Here is a 12283-nt window from a genome sequence, read left to right on the forward strand (position 1 = left end):
CCCGGTCAATGATAGTGTGGATTACCCATGTGAAAGTAGAACATCCTACTTCGTAGCGAGCCAGGGCAAAATAAGAGAAACCCGTTGCAGCAATGCGACGGGTTTTTTGCTGTTTGGGGTATAGAGATTTGAGAGATATAAAACCTCGCAAGCCAATCAACACATCGCGAGGTAAACTCGCTCCTACCACAGTATCAGCACAGTGCAACATGGTAGGAGATGGTTTACCCGCCGATAGGTTGCAAGCGAGAAGCTGCTATGTGGTTTTATGCAATAAGGGCTATAAGGAAGGGTCAATTAACGATATGATGGGCTAAAAACCGGGGATTTAGCGTGTCATTTCATTTAATTGCACTGTTGGTAATATTTGCATTGTTTGGTACTTCAGCCACTTACTTAATTCGCTTTATGTATAGCTATTGGATTAAGAAGCAGCTTGAAGTGAAGTACATTATTAATGCGAGTATTTGTGCGCTGTTAGTGATGGTGATCTCAGTGATCAATGAGCTTATCCGATAACCTGAGTGCTCATCAGTCTATAGAGGCACAGCCTGACAGGTATGGGCAATACATAGTGTTTGTATTGGCATCACAGGTTCACAGCTAACCGCTGGCGCTTTTCCTTTGTTATTCAGCTTTTCTTGCTCTGTAATGGCGCTAACGACAGCTTCTACATCTTGCTCATCAGTATGCTTCGTTGAATAGATCAGGTATTCTCTTGGTCCACCACAGGTTAATCGCTCACCTACTCCAATTACTTTACACTGATAGCTTGCATCACATCCTATATTTGCTCTTATATCGCTGAGTGTATGCGCAGTATTAGAGCGACTTGCTGCATCGCCTGATGTCATTTCACAGCCAGATAACGCCGCAATTAGTGTGCCGATGCAAGCGAGAGAAATAGCTAACTTCATTATTGCCTCTAGTATGTAGGACGACTATTTTCTAGTTTAACACACTTATTTTCAACGCATTGTGTTGCGGGTTCAATTAAATGCTGACAGATACTCATCATCTGATTTTGCATATTATAGGCGCGCTCTAATGTAGTAATTTGCTCCGCTAACTGCTTAACTTGGGCCTCATCTGCTGATCTTGTTGAATACACTAGATAAGAAGAGGGGCCACCACAGGCACGATCGCCAACGGCAATGACTTTACACTGGGTATCGTTATCACAGCTTTTGTCGGCCACCACGCTTTCCAATGACTGTTTATGGGTTTTGATGTCAGAGGTATCGAGCTTTTTACCATCTTGTTGAATAGGTAAGCTTGCTTCTTTTGATTCTTTAACTTCGGTGTGCTTTTCGCTTACAGTTTTGGTTTCCTGTGCTTTTTGTTCTGTGGTTTCTTTTTTAGTTACTTCTTCTTGGCAACCAAACAGCAAAAAGGTTGCAAGTAAAGTGGGGATCATCTTGTTCATTATATGCTCTCCTAATGTTTGCTAATTAAACTACGCAAGTCCTTAAGGAATAGCAAGCTCTGCAGCCTGCATACACTATATGTGATCGCAGGCTGTGAAGGACAGCGTTATAGACCGCCTTTGGTGAGTTTGTGTGGATCGAGTAATGATTGGAGCTCCTCTTCACTCAGATCGGTTTGCTCGGCAGCGACCTCTATGATTGGGCGCCCTTCTTTGTAGGCAAGCTTGGCAATTTGTGCTGCTTTTTCATACCCGATCACAGGATTTAATGCGGTAACTAAAATCGGGTTTTTAGCCAGTGCCTTTTGAATATTCTGCTCATTCACCTTAAAGCTTGAAATAGCTTTGTCCGCAAGTAGCCTCGCGGTATTTGAGAGGATCTCAATGCTTTGCAAAATATTTAATGCAATCACCGGCAGCATAACATTCAGCTCAAAATTGCCAGACTGGCCTGCAACACTAATCGTTGCGTCATTACCTATCACTTGAGCACTGGCCATTGCAGCCGCTTCTGGAATAACTGGGTTTACTTTACCTGGCATGATTGAAGAGCCTGGCTGTAGCGCCTCAAGCTCGATTTCACCTAGGCCAGCAAGCGGTCCTGAATTCATCCAGCGCAAGTCATTGGCTATCTTCATTTGTGCTACTGCAAAGGTTTTAAGTTGGCCTGACAGTCCCACTATCGCGTCTTGTGAGCCGATATGATAGAAAAAGTTATTGCCTTTACTGAAACGGATCCCGATGTTAGTGCTCAGGTTTTGGCTAAATAATTTAGCGAACTGAGGATCGGCATTAATACCTGTGCCTACCGCTGTTCCACCTTGACCTAACTCGTAAACTTTTTCTAAGGAATGAACAATGCCCTGACAGGCGTTATCTACTTGCGCTTGCCAGCCACTTAATGTTTGTGCAAAGGTCACCGGCATTGCATCCATCAAGTGCGTCCGACCAGTTTTAACGTGATGACCAACTTGCTCTGCTTTTTGTTCAATACTACTAGATAAGTGTTTTAGTGCTGGCAGAAGGTTATACACTGCTGTGATTGCACTACTCACGTGAATCGCTGTTGGGATCACATCGTTTGAGCTTTGGCCCATGTTAACGTCATCATTAGGATGAATTGCGACACCGCTTAATTCAGTCGCCAGCGTGGCGATCACTTCGTTGGCATTCATGTTTGAACTGGTACCAGAGCCAGTCTGAAAGACATCTACCGGAAATTGATCTAAGTGTTTGCCATCAATGAGCTGCTGACAGGCACTCACAATTGCTTTTGCTTTATCACTTGATAGATGGCCAAGGGATTGATTGGTTTCAGCTGCGGCTTGTTTGATATAGGCCAATGCTTTGATAAAGCTACTTGGCATTGTGATCCCGCTAATAGGAAAGTTATTTACAGCGCGTTGTGTTTGCGCCTTGTAGAGCGCATGCTCAGGAACATCTAATGTTCCCATACTATCGGATTCTTGACGAAATGTAGTCATCGTTGCTCCTAATAAAAAGGGTTAAACTGCTGGCAGGTTTGGCACGCATCTCGCTGTAGCTTCAAAAATTGCCGTGACGAAGTATGATGATGTTTATAAAACCGTTTTAGTGCCAACAAAGGTTTAAATAATTGATCCATGCATTGTTTACGTATGGCTGTATCAACGAGTGGATCGGCAATCTGTTCTAACAGTTCGGACAATGTATTTTTAAGATAAAGCTCTTGCAGCAGCGGGTTATTATGGCGCTCGTACCATTTCGCCATGCCTATGCCTGCCGAAATATATTCCGCAACCAAGAGCGGCGCCTCGAGTTGTGGTCGCTGGCAGTGGCGATTAAGCTTCGCACGATAAGTTTGTAATAAAGTAGCTAGCTGCATAAATACAAAACCAAACGATGTAATGATAATGGTTATCATTACATCGTTTGGTTGGCAATTCAAGCTTTAGTATTCGCACTGCCAAACAATTTGTTTAGCATTCACCATAGCAGCTCACTATGAGTCTGAAATGAATTTAAGAAAGTGTGATTGAGCTTAATTATAGCCGAGGAGATATTGCTGCTCTGAATGCTCTTTCTCTTGTTCTTCGAGTTGCATCAGGTTAGCGACTTCTTGTCGGTAAGCGCGACTTTTCGTGAAGGTATTTTTACGCTTCTTCAGGACAAGTCCTTCGCTTTTAAGTTGGCTTGGCATTTGGGTGATCTCTGAAATTTTCATGCTCGCTTCTCCTCTTAGTACTCTTTAAACTTAGCAGAAGTTGTACCAAAATAAATTTCTTTTCTAATTTTAATTGCTTAGTGGAAGTTTTAGCTATTTGCCTTGCAATTGAGATAAATTCTTGCCTCAATGGGGCGCATAAATCGATCAAAATAGTGCAAACGAGATGACAAAACCATACTCTCAAGCGTGTGAAAATAATAAACAGCCAATATTAGAAAAGCTCACTCCCTATCTAAATAAACCTTTGGAAGTGCTAGAGGTAGGCTCTGGTACGGGTCAACATGCGGTGCACTTTGCTGCGGCGTTACCGCATTTAACGTGGCAGACGGCGGACAGGGAGGTTAATCACGCAGGTATTCAAGCGTGGCTTGATGACGCGGAGTTAGAAAATGCTTTACCGCCATTGGCGCTAGATTTGTACCATGGGTGGCCTGTTAATCAGCGTTATGATGTGATCTATACCGCTAATACCTTGCACATTGTGTCATCAACACTCGTTGAGCGCTTAATCGCAGGAGTTGGACGACACCTTAAAGAAAGCGGCTACCTGATAGTTTATGGGCCGTTTAATTATCAAGGTGAATTTACCAGCGAGAGTAACCGAGAGTTTGATGCATATTTAAAATCGCAAGACAAAGAAAGTGGTATTCGCGATCAAGAATGGGTATTGGCGCTTGCGGTAGAGCAAGGACTTACACTACAGCAAGACTATGCGATGCCGGCTAATAATCGCTTATTGGTGTTTAAACGGTAGTTTTGCTTGGCACTCGGTAAAGTAATGCCCGAGTGCGTCAGCTTCGCGCTTGGTAAAATCCTCAAGCGCGTGTTGAAAGTCAGGTTGAAATAAGCGGTGATACGATTGCCTCCACACCGGCTCAAAACCCCTCACTAACTTGTGCTCGCCTTGAGCTCCCGCGTCAAAGACAGCAAGCTGATTAGCAATGGCGTACTCTATGCCTTGATAGTAACACAGCTCAAAATGCAAAAAGTCGTAACTATCCTCAATTGCGCCCCAATAGCGACCATACATGGTATCACCATCCACAAGATATAAACTGGTGGCAATAATTTCGTGGTTTAAGTAAGCGCAGCAAAGAAGAAGCTTATCTGGCATTGAGGTGATAACTTGCTGAAAAAAGTCGCGAGAGAGATAGCCGTGGTGCCGCGAGCGTTTAAGATAGGTGAGCTGGTAACTGAGAAAAAAGGCATCAAGTTGTGCTGTGCTTATTTCTCTGCCAACAGTCCAGCTTATGTTAATACCCTGGGCAGTCACAGCTTGGCGTTCTTTCATGACCATTTTACGCTTTCTTGATGTGAGTCGTGCGAGAAAATCATCGAACTCGGCGTAACCTTGATTATGCCAATGAAATTGCACATTGCGGCGCATCGTTAAATGACTCTGAGTGAGAAAATCGCTTTCACGACAAAAGTTTATATGGACTCCACTAATGCCTAGTTGGGCGAGGCTCGTGAGCGTAGCGTCAATATATTCAAGCAAGCAAGAAGATAGACGTTTCGTTAATATTCTTGGTCCTTGAGTTGGCGTAAAGGGGACGCCACACAGCCATTTCGGATAGTAATCTAATCCATGGCGCTCGTAGGCTTCAGCAAAAGCCCAATCAAAAATGTACTCGCCATAAGAGTGCGATTTTATATAGCCTGGTAAAATGGCAATCAACTCGCCTTGGCGTTCAATCATTAGGTGATGCGGTATCCAGCCAGTCTCTTTGCTGGTGCAGCCGCTCAACTCTAATGCAAGCAGCCACGCGTAGCTCGTAAATACATGTGATGGTGAAACACAGTCCCACTGTGCTTCTGTCACTTCAGTTAGAGAATGAATAAACCTGTGTTGGTACTCAGTCATTGTGGCCGTCAAAAAATGCGAGCAGTGCTTGCTCAAAGTTGCTGTAATCAGGGTTAAACGTGATCCGCGCAAGAGCGGTGTATTGCGTCATGCTTTTCTCGTGACGCTCGCCAAAATGGACGGTTTTACCTGTGCGGCAGTTAATGAAGGCTTGGTCTTCTAAGTGGTAACTGGTGCAATTACGATAAGGCCCTTTGCTGCCGTAAAAAATATGTTCAGGTGGCTGCAAAATACCAATATGAGACATATCGACAATGTTGTCGGCTTTCACGCTCCGATAATTCACACCTTGCTTAGTCGATGGCGTTTCCGAGTAGATAAATTGGGTCAATGTTGATTTAGGTTGCCATTTTTCTAGCAGCTTTGCCGTTGCATGATTGTCTATGGTGGTATCGACATCGCTATAGCTGATAAACATCGGTACATCTGGCAAAGTGGTGAGTGATTTGAGTGGCGCCATAGCCTGATGGGCTAACGTTGCGCCATGCCATGGGAAAGATTCATATTTGGCGAAATCCAAATCGGCGTCTTCATCTATCCAATTGACAAATGGCACGTAATCAATCCATTTGGCTAGCCAACCGTTCTTATTATGTGGTTCTGTGGCGGGTGAGATAAGTGCAACAGAGCCTAAATTATTGGGCTTGTGCTTCGCTATGCTACTCAGCACCATGGCGGCACCAGTGGAGTAACCAAGTACGGAAAAATGCTTAAAATCTTGGCTCGTCTGTGCGATGGCATAATCCGTATGGGTTTGCCAATCGTCAATATCAACTTCGGTTAAATCGCTTGGTGCAGTCGCGTGGCCTGGCAGTAACATGGTTCTGACATTGTATCCCGCTTCATAGAGCGCTGCCGCAAGGTAGTGAAAAGTAAAAGGAGAATCGGTCAGACCATGGATAAGTAAAATGGCGTGATCTTTGTTGTCATGCTCAAGTGAAAATGGCGCGATTAAGTCACTTACCTTGGGGGTTGTCAGATTGAGTAATGTTGCAGTGGGTGTCATTAACGGGCATGGCAGTGTAGCGCGGGGATTGCGGCTTTCAATAATTTGCTTGGTAGAACGAATATAATCGTTATAGTTTTTTATATTCCCTACATCGACGGTGACGGGGCCTTTATCGATTGCTTCGCGGAATAATCCCGACGCTTTGCTCTTGGTGAATAGCGACATATCACTCACTTGGGTAACACAGTCTTGTGCGATGACCAAAGGTGAGGCAAGCAGGCTAAAAGCAAATACTGTGGAGGTAAGGTAGTGGCGCATAGTCGGTCCTTATGAGCATAAAATCACATGCAGTATAGCGAGAACAGATGACGATAAAAATGGTTAGCGGATCGGTAATGTGCGTTTTGCAAAAGTTTGCTTTAGGACAATCGTTGATTCAATCCCGCTAATTACCTTACAGGCGCCCAGTTGATGTTTGGCAAATTGTTCATAGCTGGGCAAATCCTTTGCTACGATTTCCAATAGGTAATCATGACTTCCGGAGATCACCGAACAACTAATCACCTGATCTTCAGATTCCACGTGTTGTTCAAATAAATACGCTGCGGTTGCGGTATTTTCACTGAGCTTTATAAGTGCATAAACCAAAATGCTTAGGTCAACTTGTGCTCTATCCAGTGCCGCATGATAACCTGAAATTACTCCTGTATCTTGTAAGCGTTTTACGCGTCGAAGACAGGGAGTATCAGAAAGGTTTGCCTTTTCGGCGAGTGAGGCATTACTCAAACGTGCATTATGTTGCAAGGCGTTAAGGAGCAATTTGTCCTTGGCATCTAGATTTACCGACATAAACGAAATAAAAGAGTGATTCTTGCTAATCAGTATTAAACTTTTAGAGAAAATTGGCAAATTATGCTCGTGGTGATTTGCTAGCCTTAACTGTGGAATAATCACGAGAAGTAATCATGAGTCCATTAGCCGTACAATTTGACGCTTGGATTAGAGGTCCGTTTGTCGACCTTAACGACAAGCTTGAACATCTTTATTGGCAGCAGCAGGATAAAGCAAACGTTGAAGGCGTTGGTGAAACGCTAAAAGCACAGTTATTAGAAGAAGGTAATCAACTGATCCAAGCCTTGCTAGAAGAAGGCAATACCGACGAAGGCTTTGAGCAAGCATTCGACTTACTCGGTAACGTTGGTCTATTTATGGCTGCATGCAGACGCCACGAAATTACCGAGCCAAGCCGTGAAAGGGTGTCTCCGCTGACACAAGCATCGGCACTGGCCATGCACATTGGTGCCTCTTTGGGGGTTACGCCGCGCTTCGCAACGGCTCATCTCACCACACATAACCGCGCAATCAACGGCGTGTATAAGCGCTTTACTTCTCATCCGGCAGAGCGCTTATTCATCGACTATAATACTCAGGCCATTCTTGCCTATAAACGTGCGTCCGAATCGTTAATGAAGGTGCATCATTTGGGAATTTCTCATCCCATGTCATTGGTGCTACTCAAACAAGTTAAGCAAGCGCTGCTTGAGGTGATAGAGTCTAATCGAGAGTTATTTAAGGAACTAGATACCGAGGCATTCTTTTATGTTGTACGACCCTATTACAAACCATACCGAGTTGGTAAAGAGGTCTATCGTGGTGCAAACGCTGGAGATTTTGCGGGTATCAATGTTATCGATATGATGTTGGGGTTATGCCCGGCGAACGACATTAGTTACGGTCAAATGCTGGTGGAAAAATTCCTCTATATGATGCCAGAAGACCAAGCAACACTGCGTGAATGCATGCGCACGCCTAATTTAATGGATGCGTTTCTGAGTGCATCGAAAGGGCCGAAAAGTGATTGGTTTGGCCCTGCCTGTAGCTTGTTTATACAAGTGTGTAAGCTGCATGGAGATACGGCCATACAACATCACAATCAACTCGTCGAAAAGTATATCGCCAAACCTTCGCAAGCAATGCAGCAACAGCACTTAAGCAAAGTGACCGCCAGTGGTCCACCGATTGAAGTGTTACTCAAAGAACTCGCAGACTTAAGAGATAGGCGAGCCGCTGCCGAGCGCGCTGATATCTTTACTCGGCATCATGATTTAAAACGATTACGTCAAGCAATAGGGGTTAAGCATGAAGCAATATAGGGATGATTTTCACTTGCCTACGGGTCGCTATTTATTGAGTCATTCCGTTGGTCGTATGTTAAAATCTGCAGAAGAAGATTTCCATCAGCAATTTATGGTGCCGTGGCAACAACAAAATCAAGAGCCTTGGCAGCAGTGGCTAAGCGGTATTGATCGCTTTACCTCAGCCCTAGCTTCCCTATTACACACTGATGCGCGCCTGTTTTGTCCGCAAACAAACCTTTCCAGTGGTTTAACGAAATGGGCGATGAGTTTGCCCGAAAGTGGCATTCGCAAAGTACGCGTATTGATGAGTGAGCAAGACTTCCCCAGCATGGGATTTGCGTTACAAAATGCGCTGGACAATATTGAGATTGTTTATATTCCCGAAGCGATGAATATGCACGACCTAAGTGTGTGGCAGCACTATATTGACGAGCAAATTGACTGGGTATTTGTCAGTCATGTTTATTCGAACAGCGGTCAGCAGGCGCCTGTCGCTGACATCATTAGCCTTGCTAACCAATATGGTTGTCGCAGCATTATTGATATTGCTCAGTCACTTAGTGTATTACCAATAAATTTAAGCGAGTGGGGCGCGGGTTGCGTTATCGGCTCTTGTGTGAAATGGAGCTGCGGTGGCCCTGGCGCAGGTTTCATCTGGGTGAATGAGGATGTCTTGCCTTATTGCGAACCAAAAGACGTTGGTTGGTTTTCGCATCAAAATCCATTCGAGTTTGATATTCATCATTTTGCGCTGAGTGAAAGTGCGCTGCGTTTTTGGGGCGGTACTCCAAGTGTGGCACCTTATATCTATGCGGGGCACAGCCTTGGCTATTTTGCCGAGCTTGGGATTGAGCAAGTAAGAGCGTACAACTTTGCTTTGTTATCTCAGTTACAAGCGGCATTGCCTGAATTTTATCGCTCTCCTACAGCACAGAGTGCTTGCTCTGGGACCGCTATTTTGCATTTTGGCTCGCAGCATGAGGCAGTGATGGAGCAGCTTAAGCACGCAGACATTGCTGTGGATAATCGTCGCTACGGTATTCGTGTCTCACCACATATTTATAATAGTCAGGAGGACATCGCGCAGTTGGTGCGGGTTATCAACGAAAGCTAGTTTCCTAATCCTAGTGCTTTTTTGGTCTTCTTCTTCACCGAGCGCCAATGTGTCATTGGTTGCTTGGGCGCGCGCGCTATCAATGCGTTAAAATCAATTTCTTCTGCAAGTACCTCTCCTTGATGCGCCAAGATCACGGAGTGGGGTTGTAGTGCCTTTACTTTGGCAAGAGATTGACGATACAAGCGTGGATAGAATACCGGAAAAGGCGCAACAAATTGCCCTTTCACTTTTACCGTCAAATCCGCCACATAGATGCGCTTACTGGGGAGATGATACAAGCTCAAATCTCTATCCGTATGACCGGGTGTGTGTATCGCTTGCCATTCGTTAAAGTAGGGTAAGTTATCACCGTCGGCTAGGTAAAAGTCTGGTGATAATTGTCTTGGATACCAAAGGTTACGCTTGGCCTTGCGCTTTCTCCCTGCAACCCAAAGTGCCAGCGCCATATCGGAGAGGTGCATCATGACACCATCAATACCACGATACCACTGACTGGGGGCATTTGCGGCCGCAATCTTTGCGCCCGTGAGTTTTCTGAGTTTGTGCGCGCCACCGGCATGATCTGGGTGCATATGCGTGACCACAATCAGCTTGAGTGCGCTTAGTGGCTTTTGCAGTTGCAGGATGTAGTTGCAGACCAACTCAACATCGGCACGACAGCAACCGTCGAGTAACAGCAGGCCCGTTTCGTGCTCAACCAGATAAATATGTTGAATATAGCCTTCTAAGATATGGATTTTCATTCGTCACACTCATTTCCCCAATCAGATCTCAACATAGCATAGGTTGAAGACATCTGACCAGTTGTGTGTGGAAGTGATAAATCGCAGACATAAAAAAACCGCAATTAAGCGGTTTTCTTATAAGTGATGGCGGAGAAGGAGGGATTCGAACCCTCGATAGGGCTACAAACCCTATACTCCCTTAGCAGGGGAGCGCCTTCAGCCACTCGGCCACCTCTCCGACGCAATACTTTAAAAATGGCGGAGAGATAGGGATTTGAACCCTAGATACGCTATTAACGTATGCCGGTTTTCAAGACCGGTGCTTTCAACCACTCAGCCATCTCTCCATGGGCAAAGATAATACTTAGCGATTTAGGCGCTGTAAACCGTTTTTAAACTGTTTGCTTAAAAAATGTGCTAAAAGTAAGGTTTTTTTAAAATTGTGCTAGAAATTAGCGGTTTGACGAAGAGGTTTTGTACAAAAATGCTGGTTGAAGTGGTGCTTTTATGGTCTATTGAAACAAATGCTGACGAGAGCATGGCGGGTTGGGACGCCATGCTCTGTGCAGACTTACTTATACATAATCACGTCTTTTAACGCTAAGTGTTGACCACATACTGCCAACCACTTCGTCCAATTGATACGACGTTGTTTAGTTGGTTGTGTTTGGTTAAACGTGTTTTGTGATGGGCTGCAAGGTGCAGCTGAATTAAGCATGTCTGGCTCCTAATAAGCTATGATTGAAAACAAGGCTATTTTGCACGCGATTTGTTTAAATTTAAAACGATAAAAATTGATGTTTTCGGATAAAAATAACTAATGAATTAATGGTTTATTCATTTTTATTTTAATGGCTTTTTTGCATGGTTATGCATAAGTGTGATTGTCTTTATTAGGCTGTATCCCAATTAATATGAGTGTTTGTGGTTTTTGTTTTTTATTTTTGGTTTTAGTTTTGGTTTTTTATTCATATAAGTTGAGTTTTTGTATTTAAGGGTTTTTATGCTGGTGGTAGTCAACCCTTTAGCGGGTGCTGAGGGGAAAGCGCAAATTGCATGGTTAAAGCAACAATTAAAACAACAACAGTTGACGGCAACTTGGTTTAATACCACTGGAAACTTTGTCACAGATAGGGACGCAATTGCTCAAGCAGCTACGGCGGAAGTGAGCGTGGTGGTGATTGGGGGGGATGGCACTTTGCACCTAGTCGCCAATGCCATTGCTGAACGGGATAACACGCTTGCGCTGCTGCCAGCGGGGACTGGCAACGATTTTGCTCGGCAGTTTCATTATTCCAAAGCACAGTGGCGAGCAGCTGTATTTTCAGACAAGATCTCGAGTATTGATTTGGGTAAAGTGGACGGGCGTTGGTTTGTCAATGTTGCTGGGATTGGCTTTAACGCGCATGTCATGAATAACTTAGGACAAACCAAACGGCTAGGAAAGCTGAGCTATACCTATGCGGGATTAATGTCGCTGTTTACTGCCAAGCTCATTCGCTATCACAGCAATGCGTGGCCTGAGCAGGGTATGATGTTGTTACTTGCGAATGGCAAACACTTTGGGGCAGGGTTAACTCCTGCTCCTATGGCTTGTCTTGATGACGGTCAGTTGGAGCTGCTGTGGTTCACGCCGCAAACGCATTGGCAGCGGGTGGTATTGTTTGTCAATATGCTACTTAAACGTCATATGGGCACAAGAAATGTGCACCACGGTCGCATTACAGAGCTTTATATCGCACAAGAGGGATATGACATCGAGGCTGATGGTGAGATTGTTGGGCGCACGCCTGCGACGATAACTTGCTGCCGCCGAGCTCTGAACATAAAAAAAGCGCCATTATAAAATGGCGCTGAA

The 12283-nt window shown here is 44.7% G+C and carries 15 protein-coding genes and 2 tRNA genes; 5 read left to right on the top strand and 12 right to left on the bottom strand.

Annotated elements, in window-relative coordinates:
- The first annotated feature begins 333 nt into the window (after nucleotides 1-333).
- A complete protein-coding gene (locus EXT47_RS00005) occupies nucleotides 334-519 on the top strand; it encodes a hypothetical protein (RefSeq protein WP_010378060.1) in 186 nt (61 codons plus the stop codon).
- 17 nt (nucleotides 520-536) lie between these two features.
- On the opposite strand, the gene EXT47_RS00010 is transcribed toward EXT47_RS00005, so the two are convergent.
- From EXT47_RS00010 to EXT47_RS00030, 5 genes are all read right to left on the bottom strand, one after another.
- Nucleotides 537-917 (bottom strand): hypothetical protein, encoded by a 381-nt coding sequence (locus tag EXT47_RS00010; protein ID WP_039490952.1) that lies wholly within the window; start codon nucleotides 915-917, stop codon nucleotides 537-539.
- 8 nt (nucleotides 918-925) lie between these two features.
- Complete coding sequence (locus EXT47_RS00015; RefSeq protein WP_039490954.1) at nucleotides 926-1426, bottom strand: hypothetical protein; 501 nt, start codon at nucleotides 1424-1426, stop codon at nucleotides 926-928.
- Nucleotides 1427-1533: 107 nt separating this feature from the next.
- The gene (locus EXT47_RS00020; RefSeq protein WP_130125680.1) at nucleotides 1534-2910 is read right to left on the bottom strand and encodes an aspartate ammonia-lyase; all 1377 of its coding nucleotides are present in this window, start codon (nucleotides 2908-2910) and stop codon (nucleotides 1534-1536) included.
- 8 nt (nucleotides 2911-2918) lie between these two features.
- Entirely contained in the window at nucleotides 2919-3329 is a 411-nt protein-coding gene (locus EXT47_RS00025; protein WP_010604192.1) for a hypothetical protein, read from the bottom strand.
- Between the two features lie 117 nt (nucleotides 3330-3446).
- Entirely contained in the window at nucleotides 3447-3629 is a 183-nt protein-coding gene (locus EXT47_RS00030; protein WP_010378070.1) for a hypothetical protein, read from the bottom strand.
- 166 nt (nucleotides 3630-3795) lie between these two features.
- Here EXT47_RS00030 and EXT47_RS00035 point away from each other — a divergent pair, with 166 nt between their 5' ends.
- A complete protein-coding gene (locus EXT47_RS00035) occupies nucleotides 3796-4386 on the top strand; it encodes a DUF938 domain-containing protein (protein ID WP_130125681.1) in 591 nt (196 codons plus the stop codon).
- On the opposite strand, the gene EXT47_RS00040 is transcribed toward EXT47_RS00035, so the two are convergent.
- From EXT47_RS00040 to EXT47_RS00050, 3 genes are all read right to left on the bottom strand, one after another.
- Nucleotides 4366-5496 (bottom strand): GNAT family N-acetyltransferase, encoded by a 1131-nt coding sequence (locus EXT47_RS00040; RefSeq protein ID WP_130125682.1) that lies wholly within the window; start codon nucleotides 5494-5496, stop codon nucleotides 4366-4368. The two genes, EXT47_RS00035 and EXT47_RS00040, sit on opposite strands and share 21 nt — an antisense overlap.
- On the bottom strand, nucleotides 5489-6763 hold the full coding sequence (locus EXT47_RS00045) for a carboxylesterase (protein WP_039490962.1): 1275 nt from the start codon (nucleotides 6761-6763) through the stop codon (nucleotides 5489-5491). The genes EXT47_RS00040 and EXT47_RS00045 overlap by 8 nt, the downstream gene beginning before the upstream one ends.
- A gap of 63 nt (nucleotides 6764-6826) precedes the next feature.
- Nucleotides 6827-7294 carry an Lrp/AsnC family transcriptional regulator gene (locus EXT47_RS00050; RefSeq protein ID WP_130125683.1) on the bottom strand — a complete coding sequence of 156 codons (468 nt, stop codon included), beginning with the start codon at nucleotides 7292-7294 and terminating at the stop codon, nucleotides 6827-6829.
- A gap of 116 nt (nucleotides 7295-7410) precedes the next feature.
- Between EXT47_RS00050 and EXT47_RS00055 the strand changes: the two genes are divergently transcribed.
- On the top strand, nucleotides 7411-8598 hold the full coding sequence (locus tag EXT47_RS00055; RefSeq protein WP_130125684.1) for a monodechloroaminopyrrolnitrin synthase PrnB family protein: 1188 nt from the start codon (nucleotides 7411-7413) through the stop codon (nucleotides 8596-8598).
- Nucleotides 8585-9697: an aminotransferase class V-fold PLP-dependent enzyme gene (locus tag EXT47_RS00060; protein WP_130125685.1), complete on the top strand. Its 1113-nt coding sequence runs from the start codon at nucleotides 8585-8587 to the stop codon at nucleotides 9695-9697. Before EXT47_RS00055 ends, EXT47_RS00060 begins: the two co-directional genes overlap by 14 nt.
- On the opposite strand, the gene EXT47_RS00065 is transcribed toward EXT47_RS00060, so the two are convergent.
- The 4 genes from EXT47_RS00065 to EXT47_RS23775 form a co-directional block, all read right to left on the bottom strand.
- Nucleotides 9694-10443 (bottom strand): MBL fold metallo-hydrolase, encoded by a 750-nt coding sequence (locus tag EXT47_RS00065; protein ID WP_130125686.1) that lies wholly within the window; start codon nucleotides 10441-10443, stop codon nucleotides 9694-9696. The genes EXT47_RS00060 and EXT47_RS00065 overlap by 4 nt on opposite strands.
- Nucleotides 10444-10570: 127 nt before the next feature.
- Nucleotides 10571-10663, bottom strand: a tRNA-Ser gene (locus EXT47_RS00070).
- 18 nt (nucleotides 10664-10681) lie between these two features.
- Nucleotides 10682-10772: transfer RNA gene (locus EXT47_RS00075), tRNA-Ser, on the bottom strand.
- Between the two features lie 224 nt (nucleotides 10773-10996).
- Nucleotides 10997-11143, bottom strand: a complete 147-nt coding sequence (locus EXT47_RS23775) for a hypothetical protein (protein ID WP_017219379.1) — start codon at nucleotides 11141-11143, stop codon at nucleotides 10997-10999.
- 285 nt (nucleotides 11144-11428) lie between these two features.
- On the opposite strand from EXT47_RS23775, the gene EXT47_RS00080 reads away from it, so the two are divergent.
- On the top strand, nucleotides 11429-12271 hold the full coding sequence (locus EXT47_RS00080; protein ID WP_130125687.1) for a diacylglycerol kinase family protein: 843 nt from the start codon (nucleotides 11429-11431) through the stop codon (nucleotides 12269-12271).
- Nucleotides 12272-12283 lie beyond the last annotated feature (12 nt).

The organism is Pseudoalteromonas sp. CO342X, assembly GCF_004208915.1.
GTDB lineage: Bacteria > Pseudomonadota > Gammaproteobacteria > Enterobacterales > Alteromonadaceae > Pseudoalteromonas > Pseudoalteromonas maricaloris.